The sequence below is a fragment of the Nonomuraea sp. NPDC049695 genome, from assembly GCF_040674955.1.
Classification (GTDB): domain Bacteria; phylum Actinomycetota; class Actinomycetes; order Streptosporangiales; family Streptosporangiaceae; genus Nonomuraea; species Nonomuraea helvata.
Genome location: NZ_JBFANV010000050.1, coordinates 36,869 through 59,594, shown reverse-complemented (window position 1 = coordinate 59,594; position 22,726 = coordinate 36,869). Strand labels below are relative to the sequence as shown.

At 69.9% G+C, this 22,726-nt stretch carries 22 protein-coding genes; 11 read left to right on the top strand and 11 right to left on the bottom strand.

Going from position 1 to position 22,726, the window contains the following annotated elements; genetic code table 11:
* Window positions 1–3: 3 nt before the first annotated feature.
* The 4 genes from AB0J64_RS34520 to AB0J64_RS34505 form a co-directional block, all read right to left on the bottom strand.
* Window positions 4–1,026, bottom strand: coding sequence for a hypothetical protein (locus AB0J64_RS34520; protein WP_364036493.1), 1,023 nt, complete (start codon window positions 1,024–1,026; stop codon window positions 4–6).
* The gene (locus tag AB0J64_RS34515; protein ID WP_364036491.1) at window positions 1,023–1,505 is read right to left on the bottom strand and encodes a SigE family RNA polymerase sigma factor; all 483 of its coding nucleotides are present in this window, start codon (window positions 1,503–1,505) and stop codon (window positions 1,023–1,025) included. Before AB0J64_RS34515 ends, AB0J64_RS34520 begins: the two co-directional genes overlap by 4 nt.
* 87 nt (window positions 1,506–1,592) lie before the next feature.
* Window positions 1,593–2,558 carry an adenylate/guanylate cyclase domain-containing protein gene (locus tag AB0J64_RS34510; protein WP_364036488.1) on the bottom strand — a complete coding sequence of 322 codons (966 nt, stop codon included), beginning with the start codon at window positions 2,556–2,558 and terminating at the stop codon, window positions 1,593–1,595.
* A 63-nt stretch (window positions 2,559–2,621) separates the two neighbouring features.
* On the bottom strand, window positions 2,622–3,374 hold the full coding sequence (locus AB0J64_RS34505; protein ID WP_364036485.1) for a FadR/GntR family transcriptional regulator: 753 nt from the start codon (window positions 3,372–3,374) through the stop codon (window positions 2,622–2,624).
* Window positions 3,375–3,462: 88 nt separating this feature from the next.
* On the opposite strand from AB0J64_RS34505, the gene AB0J64_RS34500 reads away from it, so the two are divergent.
* From AB0J64_RS34500 to AB0J64_RS34465, 8 genes are read left to right on the top strand one after another with little or no spacing between them, the layout of a single operon-like run.
* On the top strand, window positions 3,463–4,959 hold the full coding sequence (locus AB0J64_RS34500; RefSeq protein ID WP_364036482.1) for an ABC transporter substrate-binding protein: 1,497 nt from the start codon (window positions 3,463–3,465) through the stop codon (window positions 4,957–4,959).
* Entirely contained in the window at window positions 4,956–5,894 is a 939-nt protein-coding gene (locus AB0J64_RS34495; protein ID WP_364036479.1) for an ABC transporter permease, read from the top strand. Before AB0J64_RS34500 ends, AB0J64_RS34495 begins: the two co-directional genes overlap by 4 nt.
* An 8-nt stretch (window positions 5,895–5,902) precedes the next feature.
* Window positions 5,903–6,724 (top strand): ABC transporter permease, encoded by an 822-nt coding sequence (locus tag AB0J64_RS34490; protein ID WP_364036476.1) that lies wholly within the window; start codon window positions 5,903–5,905, stop codon window positions 6,722–6,724.
* A complete protein-coding gene (locus AB0J64_RS34485; protein WP_364036473.1) occupies window positions 6,711–7,625 on the top strand; it encodes an ABC transporter ATP-binding protein in 915 nt (304 codons plus the stop codon). The genes AB0J64_RS34490 and AB0J64_RS34485 overlap by 14 nt, the downstream gene beginning before the upstream one ends.
* Window positions 7,594–8,394, top strand: a complete 801-nt coding sequence (locus AB0J64_RS34480; protein WP_364036470.1) for an ATP-binding cassette domain-containing protein — start codon at window positions 7,594–7,596, stop codon at window positions 8,392–8,394. The genes AB0J64_RS34485 and AB0J64_RS34480 overlap by 32 nt, the downstream gene beginning before the upstream one ends.
* Complete coding sequence (locus tag AB0J64_RS34475) at window positions 8,391–9,563, top strand: M20 family metallopeptidase (RefSeq protein WP_364036467.1); 1,173 nt, start codon at window positions 8,391–8,393, stop codon at window positions 9,561–9,563. Before AB0J64_RS34480 ends, AB0J64_RS34475 begins: the two co-directional genes overlap by 4 nt.
* A 29-nt stretch (window positions 9,564–9,592) precedes the next feature.
* Window positions 9,593–10,792, top strand: a complete 1,200-nt coding sequence (locus AB0J64_RS34470) for a P1 family peptidase (RefSeq protein WP_364036560.1) — start codon at window positions 9,593–9,595, stop codon at window positions 10,790–10,792.
* Window positions 10,789–12,249, top strand: a complete 1,461-nt coding sequence (locus tag AB0J64_RS34465) for an aldehyde dehydrogenase family protein (RefSeq protein ID WP_364036464.1) — start codon at window positions 10,789–10,791, stop codon at window positions 12,247–12,249. The genes AB0J64_RS34470 and AB0J64_RS34465 overlap by 4 nt, the downstream gene beginning before the upstream one ends.
* An 806-nt stretch (window positions 12,250–13,055) precedes the next feature.
* On the opposite strand, the gene AB0J64_RS34460 is transcribed toward AB0J64_RS34465, so the two are convergent.
* The 4 genes from AB0J64_RS34460 to AB0J64_RS34445 all read right to left on the bottom strand — a co-directional run bounded on the left by AB0J64_RS34460 (window position 13,056) and on the right by AB0J64_RS34445 (window position 17,892).
* Entirely contained in the window at window positions 13,056–13,538 is a 483-nt protein-coding gene (locus tag AB0J64_RS34460; RefSeq protein ID WP_364036461.1) for a hypothetical protein, read from the bottom strand.
* 278 nt (window positions 13,539–13,816) lie between these two features.
* A complete protein-coding gene (locus tag AB0J64_RS34455) occupies window positions 13,817–16,411 on the bottom strand; it encodes a LamG-like jellyroll fold domain-containing protein (RefSeq protein WP_364036458.1) in 2,595 nt (864 codons plus the stop codon).
* A 122-nt stretch (window positions 16,412–16,533) separates the two neighbouring features.
* Window positions 16,534–17,295, bottom strand: coding sequence for an SDR family oxidoreductase (locus tag AB0J64_RS34450; protein ID WP_344984228.1), 762 nt, complete (start codon window positions 17,293–17,295; stop codon window positions 16,534–16,536).
* 60 nt (window positions 17,296–17,355) lie between these two features.
* The gene (locus tag AB0J64_RS34445; protein ID WP_364036455.1) at window positions 17,356–17,892 is read right to left on the bottom strand and encodes a GNAT family N-acetyltransferase; all 537 of its coding nucleotides are present in this window, start codon (window positions 17,890–17,892) and stop codon (window positions 17,356–17,358) included.
* Window positions 17,893–17,975: 83 nt separating this feature from the next.
* On the opposite strand from AB0J64_RS34445, the gene AB0J64_RS34440 reads away from it, so the two are divergent.
* A complete protein-coding gene (locus AB0J64_RS34440; RefSeq protein WP_364036452.1) occupies window positions 17,976–18,800 on the top strand; it encodes a MurR/RpiR family transcriptional regulator in 825 nt (274 codons plus the stop codon).
* A 10-nt stretch (window positions 18,801–18,810) separates the two neighbouring features.
* Entirely contained in the window at window positions 18,811–19,644 is an 834-nt protein-coding gene (locus tag AB0J64_RS34435; protein ID WP_364036449.1) for an aldo/keto reductase, read from the top strand.
* 73 nt (window positions 19,645–19,717) lie between these two features.
* Here AB0J64_RS34435 and AB0J64_RS34430 read toward each other — a convergent pair whose 3' ends face one another.
* Window positions 19,718–20,731: an alcohol dehydrogenase catalytic domain-containing protein gene (locus AB0J64_RS34430; RefSeq protein ID WP_364036446.1), complete on the bottom strand. Its 1,014-nt coding sequence runs from the start codon at window positions 20,729–20,731 to the stop codon at window positions 19,718–19,720.
* A 111-nt stretch (window positions 20,732–20,842) separates the two neighbouring features.
* On the opposite strand from AB0J64_RS34430, the gene AB0J64_RS34425 reads away from it, so the two are divergent.
* On the top strand, window positions 20,843–21,031 hold the full coding sequence (locus AB0J64_RS34425; RefSeq protein WP_364036443.1) for a DUF1918 domain-containing protein: 189 nt from the start codon (window positions 20,843–20,845) through the stop codon (window positions 21,029–21,031).
* Here AB0J64_RS34425 and AB0J64_RS34420 read toward each other — a convergent pair.
* Window positions 21,013–21,552 carry a type II toxin-antitoxin system prevent-host-death family antitoxin gene (locus AB0J64_RS34420; RefSeq protein ID WP_364036440.1) on the bottom strand — a complete coding sequence of 180 codons (540 nt, stop codon included), beginning with the start codon at window positions 21,550–21,552 and terminating at the stop codon, window positions 21,013–21,015. The two genes, AB0J64_RS34425 and AB0J64_RS34420, sit on opposite strands and share 19 nt — an antisense overlap.
* Window positions 21,553–21,604: 52 nt before the next feature.
* Entirely contained in the window at window positions 21,605–22,561 is a 957-nt protein-coding gene (locus AB0J64_RS34415; protein ID WP_364036437.1) for a MerR family transcriptional regulator, read from the bottom strand.
* Between the last annotated feature and the right edge of the window lie 165 nt (window positions 22,562–22,726).

Here is a 22,726-nt window from a genome sequence, read left to right as displayed (position 1 = left end):
GAGCTACTTTACGAACACTCCGACCGACCAGCGAACCGGGCGGTTGGTGTACTCGCCCCAGAGGCCCATTTTCCCGCTGATCGTCACCCGCTTGCCCTTGGGCACCGTGATCTCGGCCATGGACATGGGATACGACTTGCCCTCCTGCCAGACGCCGCAGTTCGACGTGGCGGGGGACAGCTTCCCGTCGATCCGGAACTGGAACCACATCCGGGAGGCCAGGTCGCCCGTGCAGAGCTGGTCGATGCCGATCTTCCCGCTCTTGGTCCTGAGCGTGAGCGTGAGCGTGAAGGAGGTGTCCTGGGGCCACACGCCCGTCGAGGAGCCTGCCAGCTCCATGCCGGCCGCCCGGGTGGGGAACTCATTGACGGGCGGCGGCTCGACCGGCTGGGCGGGCGGCGTCCATTCGTAGACGGCCACCCTCCAGTCGGTGTCTTTGTGCTTGCGCGGCTCGCAGTTCTTGATCTTGCGCGGGCAGCCCCCGGACCCGGAACTGGTCATGTCGAACGTGACCGTGACCTCCGTCGCGTTCTCCGGCACGGCCAGCGGCCGCAGCTGCGTCCTCTTCGAGCACCCCCCGAAGTCCGGGCCGCTGGCGGTGCGCACGCCGTTCACGGTGACGCGCGGTGTGGAATCGCTGAACTCGCCGTTGCACAGCCCGGCCACGTCGAGGGGCTTACCGGAGAGCGGTACCTTCAACGACACCTTCCGCACGCCCTCCGCCTTGAGCATGGCGGTGGCCAGACGGCGGTACTGGGTGCCGTCGGCGGAGGTGAACGACTCCGGCAGCCCGGGGGGCTGGGCCGCCGCCGTCGCGTTCGTGTCGCGGTCCGGCGCGGCGGCCGTACCCGGGATGAGGTAGAGGCCGGCCGCGACCGTCGCCACGGCCACGGCGCCCGCCGTCACGCGCCTGCGCAGGCTGGTCCTGCGGATGCGGGAGCGGATCTCGTCGTGCCGGTGCGGGTTCGCCGGAGACGGGGCCTCGGCCCGCTCCCGCAGGACGTCACGCAGGTCTTGCACGGTCATCGGTGCAGCTCCTTCACGATCGACTCGTCCACTCGCAGCTTGGCCAGCGCCTTCGCGGTCTGGCTCTTGACCGTGCCCTCCTGGCAGCCCAGCAGCCTGGCCACCTCCGCCACGGGCAGGTCCTCGTAGAAGCGCAGCACGATCACCGCGCGCTGCTTGGCGGGCAGCCGGCCGACCGCCTCCCACAGCTCCTCGCGCCGGCCCGCGTCGTCGCGCGCGGGCTCGTCCGGCAGGTCGCCGCTGAGCAGCTCCCTGCTCCGCCACCTGCGGCGCCACCAGGACGTGTACGTGGTCACCAGGACCCTGCGCACGTACGCCTCGGGCTCGTCGATGCCCGGCCAGGCGAACCACGCCTTGGCCAGCGACTCCTGCAGCAGGTCCTCCGCCGTCGCCCAGTCGTGGGTCAGCAGGTACGCGGTGCGTAACAGCCGGTCCGACCTGGCCACCACGAAGTCCTGAAATATCGCCCTATCCGCCAATTTGGCCTGCCTTCTTTCAGAGCCTGTCGACGGTAGTGACGCATCGTCCGCGACACGAGGTTGCCCGCGGCCCGACGAACCTCGGGGTCAGATGGAGCCGGCGCGGGTCACCGTGAAGGGGGCCAGCTCGCCCAGCCCGCGCACCGACAGCCGGTTGACCTCCCGCAACCGGAAGGCCCGGTCTCCTTCGAGTTCCTCCGCGAACTGGGGGTCCGCCAGGATCGTCCCCGGCAGTGACAGGGCCGTCAGCCTGCTGGCCAGGTTCACCGTGGTGCCGAACACGTCCCCCATGCGCCAGATCACCGGCCCGGACGCCAGCCCCACCCGCAGCTCGGGCATGTCCTTGACCCGCGCGTGCGTCTCCACCAGCCGCAGCGCGATCTCCGCCGCCACGTGCGCCCGGTCGGCCACGAACAGCACGGAGTCGCCCAGCGTCTTGATCACCCGCCCGCCGGTCGAGGTCACGATGTCGGCCGAGCGCCCCTCGAACCTGTCGATCAGCCTGGCCAGCTCGGTCCCCGTGATCTGCCTGCTCAGCCGGGTGAACGCGACCAGGTCGGCGAAGCCGACGGCCAGGCGTACCGCGCTCATGTCCTGCTCGGCGATGCGCCCCGCGGCGGCGGCGAGCTGGCGCTGCCAGGCGTAGACGAGCAGCCGCGCGAGCTCGGGCACCACCCGCTCGGCCCGGCGCCGCCAGGCCCGCGGGCGCTCGGCCAGCGGGACGCCCGTCTGGTCGAGTGTCTCGACGCCCATCTCGGCCTGCGACTCGGCCAGCCTGGCGGTCGCGCTGCCGATGGAGCGGGCCACCAGCAGCATGTGCTCCTCGTCGTAGATGCCGGAGCGGACCAGGTCGAGCATGGTCTTGAGGGCCTCGACGTCGGACGCGGTGAACTCGACGGCGTCGTCGGCCACGTTCGCGAACCCCAGGGCACGCCAGTAACGCCGCGCGCGGTAGACCGGCACCCCCGCCATGTCGGCGACCTGGTGGCTGGTGTAGCGGCGCGGCTCGCGCAGGAAGGCCTCTATCAGCCCGTCCCCATCCACGCGCGCCACGCAGGCAACATAACACCGTCCCCGGACAGGGTCGGCGGGGGAGGTCCTTGGGGAGGAGAGGGGTCAGTCCAGCAGGGCACGGAGGGCGGAGCGTTCGTCGGCCTGGACGTAGCCCGCGTAATAGTCGTACATCGCCTTCCTGGACAGCTGGGCGGCCAGCGGGCCGTCGCCCGCCCGCACTGCGGCCAGCACCTCCTCGTGGTGCCGGATGCTCTGCCGCATCAGCGCCTCCCGGTCGTCGGCGTCGGCGAGCTTCTCCGAGATCAGCTTCAGCACGATCGAGCGCACCACGTCCGTGCAGATCTGGATGAGCTTGTTGCCGCTCGCCCGCGCCACCACGTCATGGAAGACCACGTCGGCCTCCCCGAACGCGTCCCGGCCCGCCTCCACGGCGTCGCGCATCGCCGAGACGGCCGCGGCCATCTCGGCGAGCTCGGCGTCGGTGCGCAGCCGCGCGGCCAGCAGGACGGCCGAGGAGTCGAGCACCATCCTGAACTGCACCAGCTCGGCCAGCGACAGCTCCGCCACCCTGGCCAGCGTGGTCATCGACTTGTGCAGCGCGGCAGGAGAGAACGGCAGCACCTCCGCCCCGTTCGGGTCGCCGGGCCGCGAGCGCACCAGGCCGCGCGCCTGGAGCACGCGCAGCGCCTCGCGCACGGTGGACCGGCTGACGGAGAACTGCACCATGAGCTCCCGCTCACTCGGCAGCCGCTCGCCCGGTGAGAGCGCGCCGCTCTCGATGGCCTCTTCGACCTGCTCGACCACCCGCTCATAGGCGCGTACGGTACGCACCGGCTCGAAGCGTGGACCACCCATGTAAGCCCCCTTGACCCGAGCCGCCGTCGACTGGCAATGTGCGTAGCCTACTGGTCCGACCAGTGCACTAGCCAGGAGGCTGTAAGACATGAGGCGAATCGGGATCTGGATCGCCGCCGGCGGTCTCCTGCTGGCCACGGCCGCCTGTGGCGGCACCTCCAGCGGCGGCGGCAGTTCCAGCACCCCCAAGAACCAGAGCCTGTCCGTGGGATTCGTCGCAGAGCCCGCGAACCTCGACTTCACCTCGACCGAGGGCGCCGCCATCCCGCAGGCGCTGCTGGTCAACGTATACGAGGGCCTGGTCAAGCTCGACCAGGACGGCAAGATCGTGCCGCTGCTCGCCGAGAAGTGGGAGGTCTCGCCCGACCGGAAGACCTACACGTTCACGCTGCGCAAGGACGTCAAGTTCAGCAGCGGCGCGCCGTTCACGGCCGACGACGTGGCGTTCTCGCTCGACCGGGTGAAGACGGACTGGAAGCTCAAGATCAAGTCGCAGCTCGACGTCGTCGACAAGGTGGAGAAGAAGGACGACTCCACCGCCGTCGTCCAGCTCAAGAAGCCGAGCAACGGCTTCCTCTACTCGATGGCCACCAGGCTCGGCGCCATGTTCAGCCGGACCGGGGTCTCCGACCTGGCCAACAAGCCCGTCGGCACCGGCCCGTACACGCTCGGCTCGTGGCGGCGCGGCGACTCCATCCAGCTGAACGCGAACCCCTCCTACTGGGGCACGAAGCCGTCGCTGACGTCCATCACGCTGAAGTACTTCAAGGACGCCACGGCGATGAACAACGCGCTGCTGACCGGCGGCATCGACGTCATCTCGGCCGTGCAGGCGCCCGAGTCGCTGCAGCAGTTCGCCGACCCCAACCGCTTCCAGACGGTCGAGGGCACCACGAACGGCGAGGTCGTGCTGTCGATGAACAACAGCCGCCCGCCGTTCAACGACAAGAAGGCCAGGCAGGCCGTCCGCTACGCGATCGACCACAAGGCGCTCCTGGACACCGCCTGGGCCGGGCGCGGCCAGCTGATCGGCTCGATGGTGCCGCCCACCGACCCCTGGTACGAGGACCGCACCGGCGACTACCCGTACGACCCGGCCAAGGCCAAGCAGCTGCTCGGCGGCAAGACGCTCAGCGTCAAGATGCGCATCCCCAACCTGCCGTACGCGGTGGCCAGCGCCCAGGTCGTCAAGTCGCAGCTCGCGCAGGTGGGCATCAACGCCGAGATCGAGCCCCTGGAGTTCCCGGCCCGCTGGCTGGACGTGGTGTTCAAGCAGGGCGACTACGACCTGTCCATCATCAACCACGTCGAACCCCGCGACATGGGCATATTCGCCGATAAGTCGTACTACTTCCGCTACGACAACCCCGAGTTCGGCAAGCTGCTCGCCTCCGCCGACGAGGGCACCGAGCAGCAGCAGACCGACGACCTGAAGAAGGCCGCCAAGCTGCTGTCCGACGACGCGGCGGCCGACTGGCTCTTCCTCTTCCCGAATCTGATCGTGGCGAAGAAGGGCGTCACCGGGCTGCCGAAGAACGCCATCGCCGAGTCCTTCGACTTCACCGCACTCGCCAAGCAGCAGTGACGCTTTACCTGATCAAACGCCTGGCGGTGCTCGTCGCGAGCACCGCCGTGGCCGGCGTGGTGGTGTTCGCGTTCATGGCCCTGCTGCCCGGCGACCCGGCCGAGATCGCGCTCGGCGTGAACGCCACCCCTGAGGCGGTGGCGGCGCTGCGCCAGCAGTTCGGCACCGACCGGGCGCCGGTCGCGCAGTTCCTCGACTGGTTCGGCGGGCTCCTCCACGGCGACTTCGGCACCTCGTACGTGACCAGCTCGCCCATCGGCCCGCAGATCACCGACCGGCTCGGCGTCACGGCCGTGCTGGTGCTCGGCGGCATGGTGGTGGCGCTGGCCATCGCGGTGCCCCTCGGGACGTTCGCGGCCGTGCACCACCGCAACCCCCTGGGGGCGGCCATCAGCGCGGTCAGCCAGGTCGGCATCGCGATCCCGGCCTTCCTGGCGGGCATCCTGCTGGTGTTCGTGTTCGCGGTGCAGGCCCAGGCGCTGCCGTCCGGCGGCTACGTGCCGATCGCCGAGAACCCGGGGGAGTGGCTGCGCAGCCTGCTGCTGCCGTGGCTGTCGCTCGGGCTCGTGCAGGGCGCGGTGCTCACCCGGTACGTGCGCAGCGCCGTGCTCGACGTGATGCGCGAGGACTACCTGCGCACGGCCCGCGCCAAGGGCCGGGGCCGCACCGGCGCCCTGTGGCGGCACGGCCTGCGCAACGCCTCGATCCCCGTCGTCACCGTGCTCGGCCTGCAGCTGGCCACGCTGCTGATCGGCGCGGTCGTGGTCGAGCGGGTCTTCGTCATCCCCGGGCTCGGCGACCTGCTGCTCAACGGCGTCGCCGGGCGTGACCTGCTGCTCGTCCAAGGCGTGGTGATGGTGCTGGTGGCGGCCGTGCTGCTGATCAATTTCGTGGTGGACGTGGCGTACCACCTGCTCGATCCGAGGCTGCGATGAGAGGCCGCGTGAACGCCGGGCTGGTGGTCGGCGGCCTGCTGGTCGGGCTCGTGGTGCTGGCGGCGGTCGTGTCGTTCTTCTGGACGCCGCACGACCCGACGCTCGTGGACGCCGCGCGCAAGCTCCAGCGACCGGGCGGCGGCTACCTCCTGGGGGCCGACAAGTTCGGCCGCGACACCTTCAGCCAGCTCATGGTCGGCGCCAGGACGACCCTGTACGTCGGCATCGTGGCCGTCGGCATCGCCGCCGTGATCGGCACGCCGCTCGGCGTGGTCGCCGGGATGACGCCGCGCGGTTGGCTCTCCGAGCTGATCATGCGGGTCAACGACCTGGTGTTCGCCTTCCCCGCGCTGCTGCTGGCCGTCATGCTCGGCGCGGTCTACGGGGCGGGCACGCTCACCGCGATGATCGCCATCGGCGTGGCCACCGTGCCCGCGTTCGCCCGGGTGGCGCGCGCCGCCACGCTCCAGGTCATGGTGACCGACTACATCCTCGCCGCCAGGGCCGCCGGGCGCCGCCGCACGGCCATCGCCGTCCGGCACGTGCTGCCGAACATCGGCTCCGTGCTCATCGTGCAGGCGTCGGTGTCGTTCGCGATCGCGATCCTGGCCGAGGCGGCGCTGTCGTTCCTCGGCTTCGGCACCCGCCCGCCCACCCCGTCGTGGGGGCGGATGCTGCAGGAGTCGCAGGAGCTGCTGTTCTCGACGCCGCGCCTGGCGCTCTGGCCGGGCCTGGCGATCGCGCTGGCCGTGCTCGGCTTCAACCTCCTGGGAGACGGCTTGCGCGACTTCCTCGACCCGAAGCTCAGGAGGATCCGTGCTGAAAGTTGAGGGGCTGACCGTACGGGCCGATTCCCTCGAATTGGTGCACGAGGTGTCGTTCGACATCGCGCCCGGCGAGCGCGTCGGGCTTATCGGCGAGTCCGGCTCCGGCAAGTCGCTGACCGCGCTCTCCCTCATGGGCCTGCTCCCCGAGGGCGTCACCGCCGCGGGCAAGGCCACGATGGGCGGGAACGACCTGGTCGGCGTGCCGGAGAGCCGGTTGAAGCGGCTGCGCGGCCGGGACGTCTCCATGGTCTTCCAGGAGCCGATGACCGCGCTGAACCCGCTCATGCGCATCGGCGCCCAGGTCGCCGAGGTCATGACCCTGCACGGCACACCCCGCCCGCAGGCCCGGCAGAAGGCAGCCGAGCTGCTGGAACGCGTACGCCTGCCCGATCCCGAGCAGATCGCCCGCGCGTACCCGCACCAGCTCTCCGGCGGCCAGCGGCAGCGCGTCATGCTCGCCATCGCCCTGGCCAACGAGCCCGGCCTGCTCATCTGCGACGAGCCCACCACGGCGCTCGACGTCACCGTGCAGAAGCAGATGCTGGAGCTGATCGCCGAGGTCGCGCCCGCGCTGCTGTTCATCACCCACGACCTCGCCGTCGTGGCCTCCGTCTGCGAGCGGGTCCTGGTCATGTACGGGGGACGCGTCGTCGAGAGCGGCCCCATCCGCGAGGTCTTCACCAGGCCCCGCCACCGCTACACCGAGGGCCTGCTGGCCGCCTCCAAGCTCACCCCGCGCGGCACCCGGCTGCCCACCATCAAGGGCAGCGTCCCGGCGGCCGGGCGCTTCCCCGGCGGCTGCGTCTTCCGGAACCGCTGCCCGCAGGCCACCCCCACGTGCGAGACCGTACCGGCGCTGACAGGAGACGGCCATGCCTTCGCATGCTGGCACCCCGCTGATTGAGGCCCGGAACCTGAGCCGCGTCTACCACCGGCCGCGCGCCTCGCTCACCAGGCCGGGCGCCGCCGTGCAGGCGCTCAAGGACGTCTCGCTCACGGTGGGCCGGGGCGAGCGGTACGGCATCGTGGGCGAGTCCGGCTCGGGCAAGTCGACGCTGCTGCGCCTGCTCTGCGGGCTCGACCAGCCGACCGGCGGATCCATCCGGTTCGACGGCGAGGAGATCGTCGGCAGGCCGGAGCGGCGGCTGCGCTTCCTGCGGGAGAACCTGCAGATCGTCTTCCAGGACCCGATGAGCTCGCTGGACCCCCGCATGCGCGTCCGTGACCTCGTGGCCGAGCCGCTCGTCGCCCTCGGCCTGCCGGTCGGCGGCCGCGTGAGCGAACTGCTGGAGGAGGTCGGGCTGCCCGCGTCGGCCGCCGACCGGTACCCGCACCAGTTCTCCGGCGGTCAGCGGCAGCGCATCGCCATCGCCCGCGCGCTCGCGCCCCGCCCCAAGGTGCTGGTCGCCGACGAGCCGGTGAGCGCCCTGGACGTGTCCGTGCGCGGGCAGATACTCAACCTGCTGGCCGACCTCGTGGACGAGCTGGGGCTGACCCTCGTGTTCGTCTCGCACGACCTGTCCGTGGTGCGGCACGTGTGCGAGACGGTCGCGGTGATGAGCCGCGGGGAGATCGTGGAGAGCGGGCCGGTGGACGAGGTCTGGGCCGCGCCCGCCCACCCCTACACGCGTACGTTGCTGCAGGCCGTACCGACTCTGGAGGGATTGTTTTGATCGACGTCGATGCCGACGGAGTGGTGGAGTTCACCCAGGCGCTGGTGCGGATCCCCAGCACCAACGACCCGGGGCGGCGCGAGCGGGCCGCCGCCGACCTGGTGGCGGCCAGGATGCGCGAATGGGGCTGGCGGCCCACCGTGTACGAGGTCGAGCCGGATCGGCCGAACGTGGTGGCCGTGGTCGAGGCTGGCGGCGGTGACGGGCCGACGCTGATGTTCGAGGGCCACACGGACGTGGTGACCGAGGGCGACCTGTCCACCTGGACCGTGGACCCGTTCGGCGGGGAGATCCGCGACGGGAAGCTGTGGGGGCGGGGCAGCGCCGACATGAAGTCCGGCCTGGCCGCCACCCTGTACGCCACCCGGGCGCTGCAGCTGGCTGGACCGTTCCCCGGACGGATCAAGGTCTGCGCGCTGGCCGACGAGGAAGGCCTCATGATCGGCGCGCACCACTTCGTCTCCGAAGGGCTCACCGCCGACGTGGACGGCGCGATCGTGGCCGAGCCCGAGGCGGGCGAGATCTGCGCGGTGGCCAAGGGAGCGCTGCGGCTGCGGGTCGACTTCACCGGCAAGATGGCGCACGGCGCCATGCCGCAGCACGGCCGCAACCCCCTTCCCGCGGTGGGCTCGCTGCTGGTGGGGCTGGGGTCGTTGCAGGAGGAGCTGCAGGGCCGCCACCCGGCGCACGAGCACCTCGGCGAGGTGTACGTCACGCCGACCGTGCTCCAGGCCGGGTCCGAGGAGCAGGTGAACGTGATCCCGGCGCTCGCGTCGGTGTTCGTGGACGTGCGGACGATCCCCGGGGTCGAGCACAAGCTGATCGCCGACCGGGTGGCCTCGCTGGCCTCGTACGACGGGGTCGCGGCCGAGGTGTCGGTGCTGGTGGACCGGCCGCCGGTGGACGTGCCCGTGTCCGACCCGGTCGTGGCCGCGCTGGCCGCCGCCCACCGCGCCGTCACCGGGGAGGAGCCGGTCTACGGCGGGGTGCCCGGGTCCACGGACGGGACCGTGCTGACGCACTGGGGCGGCATCCCCTCGGTGGTGTACGGGCCCGGAGGGAAGTGGATCGCGCACCAGGCGGACGAGTTCGTGGAGGTGGCCGAGATCGTCCAGTGCACCCGTGTCTTCGCCGAGGCGGCCCGGCGGTTCCTGAACGGTGACCTCTGATGCGTCCGGGCGTTATGCGTCCGGGCGTGATGCGTCCGGGCCCTTCCAACTCGCTGGTCGACGTGTCCGGTCTCCGGGTCGGCCACGCGCAGCGGGTGGGCGGTGGCCACCTCACGGGCACCACTGTCGTCCTGGCCCCTCCCTCGGGGGCCGTGGCGGGGGTCGACGTGCGCGGCGCCGCCCCCGGGACGCGCGAGACTGAGCTCCTGGACCCGCGCAACCTGGTCTCGCGGGTCCACGCCGTGGTGCTGAGCGGCGGGAGCGCGTACGGGCTGTCGGCGGCCTGCGGGGTGATGGACCGGCTGGCGGACGCGGGCATCGGGTACCCGGTGGCCGGGGGCGTGGTGCCCATCGTCCCGGCGGCGGTCATCTTCGACCTGGGGCGCGGTGGCACGTTCCGCGCCGTCCCGGACGCGACGTTCGGCACGGCCGCCTACGACGCCGCCGTCGCCCCTGACGGCGCCCTGGCCCCTGATGGCGGTGCGCCATTCACTCTCTCCTTCCCCGAGTCCGCCGCCCCGGACGGTGACGTTGCGGCTCTCCCGCCGCTGGCGGCGGGGGTCCCTCTGGGGAGGAGGAAGAGGAAGGGGAACGCCCGCGGCGGCGGCCTGCCGCTGAGCGGTGCGTCGAACGGCGGGGCGGTCGCGCCGGGTACGGCCAGCGGGTCGATCGGCGCGGGCACCGGGGCACAGGCCGGCGGCCTGGCCGGCGGCGTGGGGACGGCGAGCGTCGTGCTCGCGGACGGCACCACCGTCGCCGCCCTGGTCGTGGCCAACCCCGTGGGCTCGGTCCTCGACCCCCGTGACGGCACCGTCGCGGGCGCCAGGTACGGCCTCCCGGGCGAGTTCGACTACCTCCGGCCCCCGCTCCAGGAGGAGATCGAAGCCTGGCAGCCCGAGAACGTCCCGTCGTTCAACACCACCATCGGCGTGGTGGCCACCGACCGCACCCTCACCAAGGCGCAGTGCGGCAAGCTCGCCGCGGTGGCCCACGACGGCCTGGCCAGGGCGATCAGACCGGCGCACACCATGACCGACGGCGACACGATCTTCGCCCTGGCGACCTGCGCCCGCCCCGAGCCCGACCACGACGCGCTCCAGGAGATCCTGGCCGCCGGAGCCGACGTGTTCAGCCGTGCCATCGCGCACGCCGTCCTCGCCGCCACCGGCCGCGAGGACGCGCCCGCGTACCTCGACGTGTTCCCCAGCGCCCAACGGAAGCAGTCATGACCATCCATACCGCAGCGCCGTCCGGCCTGCCCATCGACACCGCATGGCCGTCCGGCCTGCCCATCGGCGACGGATGGGTGGCAACGGCGGAAACAGACGACATCACCTTCCCCTACGACGGGTCCTTGGTGGCCAAGGCCCCAAGAGGCACCAAAGCCCTCGCCGAGCAGGCCGTGGAGGAGGCGCTCGCCGTGGCGCCCGCCATGGCGGCGCTGCCGTCGCACGCCCGCCGCGCCGCCCTCATGCAGGCCCACGACGCCGTCGAGGCCAACCGCGAGGAGTTCGAGCGGCTGCTGGTGCTCGAGACCGGCAAGCCGCTGGTCGACTGCAAGGTCGAGGTCGCCAGGACGCTGGTCACCCTCGCCACGGCCGCCGAGGAGGTCGCCAGGCTGCACGGCGAGACCGTGCCGCTCGACCTGCTGCCCTCGGGCGAGGGGCTGATCGGGTTCTGGACGCGCCGGCCGATCGGCGTGGTCGTCGGGATCACCGGCTTCAACTACCCGCTGCTCCTCGCCGCCCACAAGATCGCTCCGGCGGTGGCCGCGGGCTGCCCCGTGATCGTCAAGCCCGCGCCCGCGACCCCGCTGGCCACGCTCTGGCTGGCGCACCTCATCCGCTCGGCGAACGCGCTCCCCCCGCAGGCCGTGCAGCTCGTCACCGGGGACGTCGAGGTCGGCCGGGCGCTGGTGGAGGACCGGCGGATCGGCGCGGTCTCGTTCACCGGCTCGGCCGCCGCCGGGCACGCCATCGCCCGCAACGCCGCCCCCACGAAGGTCCTGCTCGAGCTGGGGTCCAACGCGGCGCTCGTCGTGGCGGCCGACGCCGACCTGGAGGCCGCCGCCGACGCCGTCGTGCGCGGCGGCTACTACGCCTCCGGCCAGGCGTGCATCTCCGTCCAGCGGGTGCTGGTCGAGGAGCCCGTACGCGAGCGGTTCGTGTCCCTGCTGGCCGAGCGCGTCAAGAACGTCGCGGTCGGCGACCCCCGCCTCCCCGAGACCCGCGTCGCCCCGCTCATCGACCAGGCCGCCACCGACCGCGTGCTGGAGTGGATCGCCGGGTCCGGCGGCGAGGCGGTCACGGGCGGGCACCGCGAGGGCCGGGCCATCGCCCCGACCGTGCTCGCCGGCGTCGGCGACGGGGCCGCCGTCTGGGACGAGGAGATCTTCGGGCCCGTGGTGGTCGTGCGCTCGGTGCCCGACATCGACGCCGCCTTCGCCGCCGTGAACCGGTCCAGATACGGCCTGCACGCGGCGGTCTTCACCCGGTCGCTGGCCACGGCCTTCGCCGCCATCGAGCGGATCGAGGCCGGGGGAGTGGTGGTCAACGAGGTGCCGGGGTTCCGGGCGGACAACATGCCGTACGGCGGGGTGAAGGACTCCGGCATCGGACGGGAGGGGCCGCGGTTCGCCATCGAGGAGCTGACCGTGACCAGAATGGCGATCATCCGGCCCTCGTGATCGAGCTCTCCGCACCGGCTCCGGAGAGGATTGCAGATGGTGCCCTCATACTGCATGTGGCCTGGGAAACGCTAGACCGAGATCATCAGTGTCGATTACGGCCCACAATGGGCCCACAATCATGGCATCCAGATAAGAGGACTGAGCGCCGCAAGCGCGCAGCTCATAGCCGAGAGCATGTCGCGTATAGTCGCAGCATGGAGATCCCGGAGCTTGCCGAGCTGACCTGGCTCTTCGAGGACGAGCCCCAGAGCCAGTACGAGGATGTTCATTGGCTGGTCGGCCTTCACTCCTTCCGCCTTTCCGGAGGCTCAACATCGGGTCCTCTTCTCTCTCGATCCCACGGCAGGCGAGGCGTACATCACCCTCTACGTGGACAACACCGAGCTTGCGTCACCGGGACGGTTGCGTACTCTCGACTGGCTTTCCATCGAGCGAGAACAGCCCGACTGCGAGGGCATAAACTTTGGCTCCGGGGCGTCGAGGAGTCCATCACACTTCAGACCAGGCCCATGATTCTACTAGCGTGAGACGTGAAGGCACTGGGAGCCTGGTAAACCTCGATGCAGGCCACCGGCTGATGACCGTGCAATTAAGGTGAATTTCGTTCTGTTCCGATCACCGTGACCTGAACCTCGATCTACTCGACCACGGCCCCCTCGGGCCATGTTCCCTACACTGCCGAACTGTTCTTGTAAGGCATCAAGCGACGGCGCGGCACGCCGCCGCACTTCGGCCCTCTGCCCGCCCGCCGTCCGGGCGTGCGGCATGAGGGTGGGTCCCGGACGGCGACGGGACACCGGGGCTCACGTGACCGAACGCCAAAACTGGAACCGATAGGACTCGATCCCCCTCGGCGGCTTCCCTGATACTTTGCGCCTGCCTGGGCCTGGCCGGACGCTTGCGCGAACAGACCACGTAATAGCTTTCTCCTTCAAATCCAGAGCTCGCCGAGATTGACTGCCCAGCGTTTGAACAAGCCTCAGCTTCCCGGAGCTGGAATACATTGTTGCCGTATGACTCTTCGTCCATGCCTCGTTGTCTGCCGGCGGTTCGTCGTCCCACCATTCCAGGGCAACGTCCGCCACATGCCACGTATCGCCACTCTCAATCAAAGCAAGATTTGCGGTGGTGGCGAACCACTCATCGGAGGTATTGAGCTGCACGACAAGTTCATCCATGGAAATCGCGTCGTCAGGGCGATTGGTTGCGCCGTCATCGTCCATAATCATAAAATTGCGAGTTTCGACCGTAACGCTGCCGTCGATACGCTTGATTAGATTCGACATTTGCGCTCCTGGATGGAGAGGGCAAGATGCGAGGATCTTGAGCCTTGAATGATCTTGAGGAGTGGTGGGACTATATCACAGATATTGGCCGACGGGCTTGAGCTGGATCCTTGTGTCCCGCTCAAGCCCGTCGGTTCCCGCGCTTCCTGCCGCACAGGGCTGCTTTAATCGCATCCCGGTTCGGCCTCAAGGGATCGCGGATAGTCATTTGATACCCGCCGTCCGGCCTAGAAGGGCATGAAATTATCACATGAGATTCGAGGCCGGGGGCGGTAGCTCTATTGGTTGACGGGATTGCCTAGGGCGTCTTTCAGGCGAACATAGAACGCATCCTTGTCAAGAATGCGATCGTACGCATAGTAGCGGCCCAGTCCGCCGTCTTGGAAACCTCCCCACTGATTGTTCTCCAGAGCTGGAATGAGTGAGACGCTCACGTTCACCTTATTTTTCGGATACATTATTCCTGGATCCTTAGGAGGTGTTTTCTGCCAGTAGACCCATGAGCCCTCGTACGTGCTTGCGAAGGGAAATTCGTCGCACTGCCTGACGTTTGAGTCCCAAGGGACGGGGTCGCTACTCCGCCATTTAATGCCCAGCTTTTGCGCCTCGTATCGGGCGCATATGGAGACCGACCGGTCCCTGTTTCGCCTGGCTCTATCGTCATCCCTGAGACGATGCACAGGCGTGAACTTGCTGAGTCCCGGAAAATCCTTGTAGGGCGCCGGGCCTGAAATGAATGATGGCCAGGTGTATCTCGGCCCCCCTGGCATCGGAATCGTTCCCGTGGGGTTCTGGTATGCGTTGTTGATGTGCTCGAAGGCCCAAGGGAAGTCAGACTTCTTCAGCACGATGGAAGGTACCACATTCTTGAAGATGCAGCCTTGCTTCCACCAGTTTATGTACGAAGCGGAATCGCATCTGACCACCCACTTCGGCCAGTCGTTATTGAACTTGATGTCAGGAACAGTAGGCGCATCAACCCGCCAGGTGAAGTTGCAGGTGGCGATTTCTTCAGCGGTAGCCGACGTCCAGCCGCCTGCGGCTGGAGTCGGAGACTCGAACTTAAAGGACACCTTCCTGTCATCCCAGTATTCTTCGGTTCCCGAATATACCTGCTGGTATTCGCCCCCCACCACCTGTTTGCATGCGGCGTTACTCGGGCTCCCAGTTGCAACCATGCTGATGGTGAAATTCTTGCCGTTGAACGCACTCCCAATCTCAGTATCATCTGCGTCGAGAACGTAGAGATCATATTCTATTGTGCGGCTGGCCTGGAAGGTTCGCCCAATGATGACCACGTCGAACGAAGCTGCGTGGATTGGATTACCGGTTCTGATGTCACGGATGGCGAGACCGTTGGTATCCCAAACGCACCATGCAAAATGGTTCTTTGTGAAGCCTGTCTCGTTTTGTGCAGGTTTCCCATTCGCTGGCGCCCGATAGTCGCTCAGGTGTGACTTGCGGCAGTCCTCGACGCTGTTGATCCGGTCATACGAAAAGCTGACAGCAGGGGACGCAGCATTAGTGGCCGCGTTCTTCGGCGTCTTCGTTGCCGTAGACGACTCCGGTGCGCTGGCGATACCCGCGCTGACGGCAATCTCGTTGTCTGCCAGCGCTCGACTATAGATCCAGACGTCGTCGAGATCTCCCAACATGCTCGTGCCGAGCGTTGTACTTCTTTCAGCGTTCCAGCTTGCAAAGCTGATCGTCTCGCTCTTGACGAGCTGGCCGTTCAGGTACAGGGAGACCTTTTTTGCCGCCTTGTCGTAGACTCCAGCCAGATGGAACCACTCGTTCACTGGTGGTTCTACGTCCGAGCGCACACCTTCGACTGTCGCATCTGTTGCATCAGCACTGGTGAAGGTGAACTCCAGACCATGGTCAGCGGAATTTCCCAGATGGAACGGCGCCTGGTTGGCCCCCCGCTGTTCCACGACCGTGTAGTTGCCGTCCTTGTCACTCCACCGCAGCCATGCGGTGACGGTGAAGCTGTCGTCCGTGTAGATCACCGGCTCGCTGGTTTGAGCGAGCGGCTCCCGGGTCGACGACGCTACATCGATGGTGAGCGTCTGCCAGTCCGACCACGCCGAGGAAAATTCTCCAGCGACCGCGCGAGCTCGCCATCGCACCTTCCACCCGTCGGTAAGCGTTCCTTCCGGAACAGCCAGGCTGGCCTGGGCGCCAGACACCACGTTGTCCACGGCACCCGTCCATATTTGGCCGGTGCCCTGTCCGGTCGCGCCTGGGTCGTGCTCAATCGCGTACTCCGCGCGCAGACTGCCGCCTGCTGGATCACTCACCTGTGCCAGCAGGGTAGGAGTGAGGGAGGAGGTGACGGCCTGGCCGTTCACAATCGTAGACGGGGCAACCTGGAGCGCGCCCACGGTGGGGTCGGAGACCGGCCCAGGCACCTTGACGGTAGCCAACTGCCAATCTGACCATGCTGAGGTGGTGGAAGCGGCAGCGTTGGCCGCGCGAGCGCGCCAGCGGATCTTCCACCCGTCGGTCAACTTGCCTGCGGGGACGCTAACCGTGGCTTGGCCGCCGGATGCGACCGCCTGCGAGGCTCCGGTCCAGATCTGGCCAGTGCCCTGCCCGGTCGCGGCCGGGTCGTGCTCAACCTCGAACTGACCGGTGAGGCTGCCCTGAGCGGTGTCGGCGACGGTCGCGGCCAGTTGCGGGGTGAGCGAGCTGGTCACGGTGACGCCGTTCACCGTCTGCGCCGGTGTGATGGCCGGGGCGGACACGGTCGGTTGCGAGGCCGGGCCGCTGGTGGTGAGGGCCAGCGTGGGCGGCTGGCCGAAGTCGGTGTCTTCGGAGGCGGTGAGGTAGCGCCAGTTGGTCGTGCTGCCCTCGGACGGGGACTGCACCACCAGGCCGTGGTCGGCGGCGGGCTGTTGCCCTCCGAGGCCGTTCTTGCTTGCACGTATGGTGTGGCGCGAGGAACGGTTCGTCAGGCAGTTGCCGAGCCGAAGCGTTTGGGACTGGTGGCGAATCAGTTGGGTGGGTCGAAGCGGCCGTCCACGGCCGTCCAGCCGCCGTCCACGTACAGCACGGAGCCGGTCACGAAGCTCGCCGCGTCACCCGCCAGGTAGACCACCGCCCCGGCCATCTCCTCCGCCGTCGCCCACCGGCCGAGCGCGCTCTTGGCGGCGTACGCGTCGTACCAGCCGGGGTTGTCCTTGATCTGCCTGGTCAGCGGCGTCTCCACGACACCCGGCGCGATGGCGTTGACCCGCACCCCGTGCGGGCCGAACTCGGCGGCGGCCGTGCGCAGCAGCTGCACGAGGCCCGCCTTGGTGGCCGAGTAGACGCTCTGCCCGGGCTCGGTCACGGACGCGCGGATCGACGCGAACCCGATGATCGACCCGCGCCCCCGCTCGACCATGCCCGCCCCGAACGCCCGCACCACGTCGAAGGAGGCCCGCAGGTTGAGGCCCACCACCCGGTCGAACTCCTCGCCGGAGTAGTCGAGCAGCCGCTTGCGGACGTTCGTGGCGGCCGTGAACACCAGCACGTCGGCGGGCTCCTCCTCGGCCGCCCTGCGTACCTCCGCGGCGTCCAGCACGTCGAGGAGGCGGGCGGCCCCGCCGCACGCGGCCGCGGTCGCCTCCGCCGAGGGCAGGTCGCGGTCGGCGCACACCACCGAGGCCCCGTGGGCGGCCAGCGCCAGCGCCGCCTCCCTGCCGATCCCGCTGCCGGCCCCGATCACCACGGCCTTCCGCCCGTCCAGGCGGAACAGTGCGTCATATCCCATGAAGGCACCCTAGCGAACTGGTCCGACCAGTGCACCAGGTTGGGCCAGCGCGCCTCCCAGTCAGCGCGCCTCCCAGTCGGCGCGCGTCAGCTCGTACTCCACCTCGCCCTCCTCGGCGCCGGGCAGCGGGTCGTCCCACTCCGGGTGGAAGGTGCGGGTGTGCGTCAGCCCGCACTTCTCCATGACCCGCCGGGACCGCAGGTTCACGGCCATCGTCTGGGCGTACACGCGGCGCGCGCCCCGCTCGCGGAACGCCTTGTCGATCAGCGCGAGCGAGCCCTCGGTCGCATACCCCTTGCCCCAGCCGGACCTGTGCAGCCGGTAGCCCAGCTCCGGCTCGTCGTCCGGCTCTCCCCTGCGCGGCCGCAAATGGAACCAGCCGAGGAAGGCTCCCGACGGCTTCTCGACGACGGCGAAGAAGTCGTGCGTCATGAACCAGGGCAGCGTCTCCTCGACGATCTCCTCGCGCGGCGTGGGCCTGCCGCCGTTGATGAACTCCATGACCTCGGGGTCGTTGTCGAGCGCGAAGAGGTCGTCGGCGTCCGACTCGGTGAAGCGGCGCAGGATCAGCCGCTCGGTCTCCAGGAAGATGTCCACCCACGAAACGCTAGACATTCGGGGGCGGCGGCTCGACAGGTTTTCCGACGGTACGGAATTTCATTCTCTGATACCCTCTCGGCGTGGAACAGAATTCCTTGGCCGCCACCGTGCGGGCCAGGCTCTCCGGGCTGCACGACGCGGAGGCGCGGGTCGCGCAGGTGGTGCTCGACCAGGGCGTCCGGCTCGTCCACCTGAGCGTGAACGACGTGGCCAAGCTCGCGGGCACGTCGGCGTCCACCGTGGTGCGCTCGTGCCGGCGGCTGGGGTTCGGCGGTTACCAGGAGCTCAAGATCGCCGCCGCCCGCGAGGCGCCCCCAGGCGCCGAACCCCAGGACGACCTCGACCCGCTGGCCGCGACCGTCCGGGCGGCGCGGGAGGCGCTCGGCGGACTGAGCGCCACGCTGTCACGCGCCGATCTGAAGGCGGCGGCCGAAGCGCTCAGCGGGGCCTCCCGGGTGCTGCTCGCCGCCACCGGCCTGTCCGGGGCGACCGCCACCGACGCCGCCTACCGGCTACGGGCCCTCGGCCTGCCCGTGGACCTGCCGCCCGACCCGCTCACCGCGCACCTGGCCGCCGAGCTGCTGCCGGACCACGCCGTCTGCCTGGCGATCAGCCACAGCGGCGCCACCCGCTCCACCGTCGAGACCGCCCGCCGGGCCCGCGCCGCCGGTGCGCGGGTCGTGGCCGTCACCAGCTACGCCAGCTCGCCGCTGACCGAGGAGAGCACGTGGGTGCTCGTCGGCGGCGGGCAGGACCTCGTCTTCGGGATGGAGGCGGTCGCCAGCCGCCTCGCCCACCTCACCATCGTCGACACCCTGTCCATGATCGTGCTCGCGCTGCGCGGCGGCGCGGCCGAACGGGCGGTCTCGGCCTCCGCCGAAGTCACGGCGAGCCACAGCTACTGAAAGGCCGGCATTGACCAGTCAGAGTTTCACCATCGCGGGCGAGCTGCGGGTCCAGCGGCTCGGGTACGGCACCGGCATGCTCACCGGGCCCGGCTACTGGGGGCCGCGCCTCGAGCCCGACCAGGCCGTCGCCGTGCTGCGCCGCGCCGTGGAGCGCGGGGTCACGCTCATCGACACGGCCGACAACTACGGGCCGGACATCGCCGAGGAGCTGGTGGCGCGGGCGCTGCACCCGTACCCGGACGACCTGGTGGTGGCGACCAAGGGCGGCGTCGTGCGTACCGGGCCCAACGTCTGGCACGTCGCCGGGCGGCCCGAGCGGCTGCGGGCCATGTGCGAGGCCAGCCTGCGCCGGCTCAAGACCGAGAGCATCGACCTCTACCAGCTCCACCGGATCGACCCCGACGTGCCGCTGGCCGACCAGCTCGGCACGCTGGCCGAGCTGCGTCAGGAGGGCAAGATCCGGCACATCGGGCTCGACACGGTCACCCTGGAGGAGCTGGAGCGGGCGCTGGAGATCACGGAGATCGCCTCGGTGCAGAACCGCTTCAACCTGCTGGATCGCGAGTCGGCGCCGGTGCTGCGGGCGTGCGAGGAGCGGGGGCTGGCGTTCCTGCCGTGGTTCCCCTTGGGCAACGGGGCGCTGGCCCGGGCCGACCTGCCGGAGGTGGCGCGGCGGCACGGGGCCACCGCCGGTCAGGTGGCGCTGGCGTGGTTGCTGCACCATTCGCCGGTCGTCCTGCCCACGCCGGGCACGGGCTCGCTCGCCCACCTGGAGGAGAACCTGGACGCGGCCGCCATCGAGCTCACCCCGGACGACCTGGCCGCCCTGGACCGGCCGTAGCGCGGACGGACGTTCCCGTACCTGTACAGGACGCCCATAGCGTCGAAGAGGACCGTCTTCACACCGGCCGAGGTTACCGGCGGAGACGGGGATCGATGTGGATCTTCGGGGCAGACCCCCATTCCGGGCGCCGTCGCCCGGCCAGGACCATGGCCGCCTCGTCCAGCGGAACGGTGGCCGCGACCAGGGGCCGGGGATCGATCCGGCCGGACGCGTACAGCTCGGTGGCCCCCACGAGGCCTCCGGACGCGCTGAGGACCCCGACGGCCGTGACGTCCTTCAGCACGAGCCGCCGCGTGTCGATCAGGCTGGGCTCCGCCGACAGCCCGATGAGGACCACGTGCCGCCCCGGCTCGACGAGCTCCACGGCGAGCGCGGGCGAGGCAGCGCCGTTCGAGGCGTCGATGACCGCGTCGAACGGCCCCGGGGGAGGGGCCGTCCAGGTGCGGGGGAAGCCCAGCGAACGGGCGAAGTCCAGCGAGTGCTCCGTGAGGCCCAGGAGGTGGACCTCCGCGCCCTGCGCCGCCGCGATCAGGGCCGCCAGCAGCCCGATGGTGCCAGGGCCGATGACCAGCAGGCGTTCGCCGGGCTCCAGGGCGGCGGCGCGTACGGCCCGCAGCGCGTTCCCGCCCGGCTCCACCAGCGCCCCCAGCGTGGGATCCACCGTGTCGGGCAGGGGCTGGAGCGCCCAGGCCGGCACCGGGAGGCGTTCGGCCAGCGCGCCGGGACGGCCGCGGCGGATGCCGATCTCGTACCGGTCGGCGCACAGATGCTGCCGGCCCGAGCCGCAGCGCGCGCACCGCCGGCACCCCAGCATCGTGTCACCGGTGACGCGGCGGCCCAGCCAGGCGGGATCCACCCCGTCGCCGGCCTCGCGCACGGTCCCCGCCCATTCGTGGCCGATCCGTACGGGATAACGCGCCTCCCCCGTGTGCAGGTAGGTCATCGCGCCCGAGTAGAACTCCATGTCCGTGCCGCACACCCCGGCCCGCTCTACCTCGACCACCACCTCGCCCTCGAGCGGTGCGGGCGGCTCCACCTCCTGGACCTCCGCACGTCCCGGACCTGTGATGACGAAGGCACGCATGGCGGCAACGCTAGGGCACATGGGGAAGGCATGTCTTTCCCGGGCGGCCTCCCTGGTGCAAGGTGGGAAGGAACCTCAACGTTGCCGCAGTCCAACCGAGAGGAACCCATCATGCACGCGAGCGTCGGGGACACCCTGATCGTCCACGGTCACATCGTCGGCCAGGGAGACAGGAAGGGCCAGATCATCGAGGTCCGGGGCGAGAACGGGGCGCCGCCGTTCTTCGTCCGGTTCGACGACGGGCACGAGGAGCTCGTCTACCCGGGACCCGACGCGGTGGTTCAACCGGCCGGGGCCTGAAAATCGAGCGACCTGAGCGCCCCGGCAGCGCTGCCGGCCGAGCCCGTGGCGATCTCGTTGCCGTCCCCGTCGCGGGCGGTGGCGATGATCCGGTCCCATGGATCGAGGGCCAGGGTGATCGTGTGGCCGGCGCGCAGGAGCTCGTCGGGGTCCGCCCGGCGTCGCGGAGCCGGCTTTTCGAGCAGGCGGCGGGCGGCGACGAGGGCGGCGACCGGGGTGCGGTGGCGTGACAGCAGCACGGGCGTCTCGTCGTACGGCTGGGCGACCTGCCGTACGAGCTCTCCGAGCTTGCCGCGGGCCGTCGACAGCGACACCACGGGCAGGCCGCTCAGCATCCCCGACACCTCCGACAGCGGGACCAGCGCGGCCCACTCCCAGCGCTCGCGGGTGATGAGGGTGGTGTGGCCGCTCGTGGCGCCGCGCACGAGGGTGCCCCATTGAGCGCGGGCGTCCTCGACACCCAGCGGGGCGCCGTAGCGGGACTCCAGCTCCTCGTACGGGGGGCGTTCGGGGGCGATCATCCGGAGATCGTAAGGCGTCTTACGAAAATTCCGCAAGCCGCCTTACGAGTCGTCAGCACGCGCTCGGGAGCCGGGTGTGCAGGGCCGCGGTGAACCAGTCGAGGGCGGGGGACAGGCTCTCGGGGGCGGGCCAGCCGTTGACCACCGCCAGCAGCTCGAGGTAGCGCTCCCTGCGCGGGTCGTTCGCGCTCTCCAGCCGGGCCAGCAGCCGTCGCCGGAGCTCGGGGGAGTCGGGCAGGCCGCGGTCGCGCGCGTACCGGGTCGCGACCGCCGCCACCACCGGATCGGCCTCGGGTGAGCCCGGGTCGACGCCCGCCGCCAGGGCGGGACGGGCGTGTTCGCGGGCCAGCGCGGCGGCGTCAGGCCGTGGCGGGGTCGCGTGGTGCCCGGTGGCGTCATGTTCGGTGGTGTGGTGGTCGGCGGCGTGGTGTTCGGCCGTGTGGCGGATGCCGGCGCGGAAGCCAGGATCCTGCGTCAGCTCCGCCAGCTCCACCCATGCCTCCAGCTGCTCCGGCGACGGGTCGTCGGGCAGCTCGGGCGTCATCGAACGCATGATCCCGGCGAACCCCGGGACGGAGTCCAGGCCGTCGAAGGCGGCGTCCAGGAAGTCGGTGACGAGGCGGCGGCGTTCGTCCTCGGAGAGTCGGGCCAGTCTGTGCATGAGATCCATTTCCTCGGGGCTGGAGCCGCGCCTGGCCACCGCCGCGAGCACCGCGCGCCGCAGGCGGAGCGTGCGGATCTGCACGGCCAGCGCCTCGGCGTGCGCCGCGGCGACCTCGGGGAGCGAGGCCTCCCGGTCCACGACCCGCCGGATCGTGGGCAGGTCCAGCCCGAGGTCGCGCAGTGTCCGTACGAGCTCCAGGTGTGCGACGGCGTCGGCGTCGTAGCGGCGGTAGCCGGCGGGGCTGCGGTCGGCAGGCGGCACGATCCCCTGATCAGAGTAGAACCGGATGGTCTTGACGGTCAGCCCGGTACGCCGGGCCAGCTCGCCGATCGAGTAGTGCGCCATGTCCCCCACCTTCATGCCTCCCCTAAGTGGAGAGTCCACCGCATCCGCATAAGTCCTGAAAATTGGGGCCCCATGTCGAGGCAGGTTTGACTACCAGTGAGGGAATGTGGTCGCATCGTGACCTATGTTTCTGATGGGATGAATTACACCGGTCCGGGGGAGAAC

Bases quoted from the DNA above. Each gene is read 5' to 3' on its own strand.
- AB0J64_RS34520 (WP_364036493.1), bottom strand. From the start codon at position 1,026: ATGACCGTGCAAGACCTGCGTGACGTCCTGCGGGAGCGGGCCGAGGCC.
- AB0J64_RS34505 (WP_364036485.1), bottom strand. From the start codon at position 3,374: ATGGGTGGTCCACGCTTCGAGCCGGTGCGTACCGTACGCGCCTATGAG.
- AB0J64_RS34500 (WP_364036482.1), top strand. From the start codon at position 3,463: ATGAGGCGAATCGGGATCTGGATCGCCGCCGGCGGTCTCCTGCTGGCC.
- AB0J64_RS34480 (WP_364036470.1), top strand. From the start codon at position 7,594: ATGCCTTCGCATGCTGGCACCCCGCTGATTGAGGCCCGGAACCTGAGC.
- AB0J64_RS34470 (WP_364036560.1), top strand. From the start codon at position 9,593: ATGCGTCCGGGCCCTTCCAACTCGCTGGTCGACGTGTCCGGTCTCCGG.
- AB0J64_RS34465 (WP_364036464.1), top strand. From the start codon at position 10,789: ATGACCATCCATACCGCAGCGCCGTCCGGCCTGCCCATCGACACCGCA.
- AB0J64_RS34460 (WP_364036461.1), bottom strand. From the start codon at position 13,538: ATGTCGAATCTAATCAAGCGTATCGACGGCAGCGTTACGGTCGAAACT.
- AB0J64_RS34450 (WP_344984228.1), bottom strand. From the start codon at position 17,295: ATGGGATATGACGCACTGTTCCGCCTGGACGGGCGGAAGGCCGTGGTG.
- AB0J64_RS34430 (WP_364036446.1), bottom strand. From the start codon at position 20,731: ATGCGTGCCTTCGTCATCACAGGTCCGGGACGTGCGGAGGTCCAGGAG.
- AB0J64_RS34425 (WP_364036443.1), top strand. From the start codon at position 20,843: ATGCACGCGAGCGTCGGGGACACCCTGATCGTCCACGGTCACATCGTC.
- AB0J64_RS34420 (WP_364036440.1), bottom strand. From the start codon at position 21,552: ATGATCGCCCCCGAACGCCCCCCGTACGAGGAGCTGGAGTCCCGCTAC.
- AB0J64_RS34415 (WP_364036437.1), bottom strand. From the start codon at position 22,561: ATGGCGCACTACTCGATCGGCGAGCTGGCCCGGCGTACCGGGCTGACC.